Origin of the sequence: Ruegeria sp. SCP11, assembly GCF_040329455.1 — a bacterium.
Classification (GTDB): Bacteria; Pseudomonadota; Alphaproteobacteria; order Rhodobacterales; family Rhodobacteraceae; genus Ruegeria; species Ruegeria atlantica_E.
Genome location: NZ_JBDZYG010000075.1, coordinates 1 through 223, shown reverse-complemented (window position 1 = coordinate 223; position 223 = coordinate 1). Strand labels below are relative to the sequence as shown.

Sequence of the window (223 nt, the reverse complement as noted above, 5' to 3'; positions counted from 1 at the left end):
CACCGTCAACGACCTGAACGAGGCCCCGACGGATATCACGCTGTCCAACGCCTCCGTCGACGAGAACGCGGCGGGCGCGATCATCGGCGACCTGACGGTGACGGATCCGGATGACGGCGACAGCCATACCTTCTCCGTCGATGACGCCCGGTTCGAAGTCGTGGCCGGCCAGCTGAAGCTCAAGGCCGGCGAGGCGCTGGATCACGAGACCGAGGACACGGTC

The 223-nt window shown here is 66.4% G+C and carries 1 protein-coding gene; it reads left to right on the top strand.

Features of this window, described 5'->3' with window-relative positions; all coding sequences use genetic code 11:
* A partial coding sequence (locus ABLN94_RS24685; RefSeq protein WP_352997372.1) for a hypothetical protein occupies window positions 1-223 on the top strand: 223 nt, incomplete at both ends.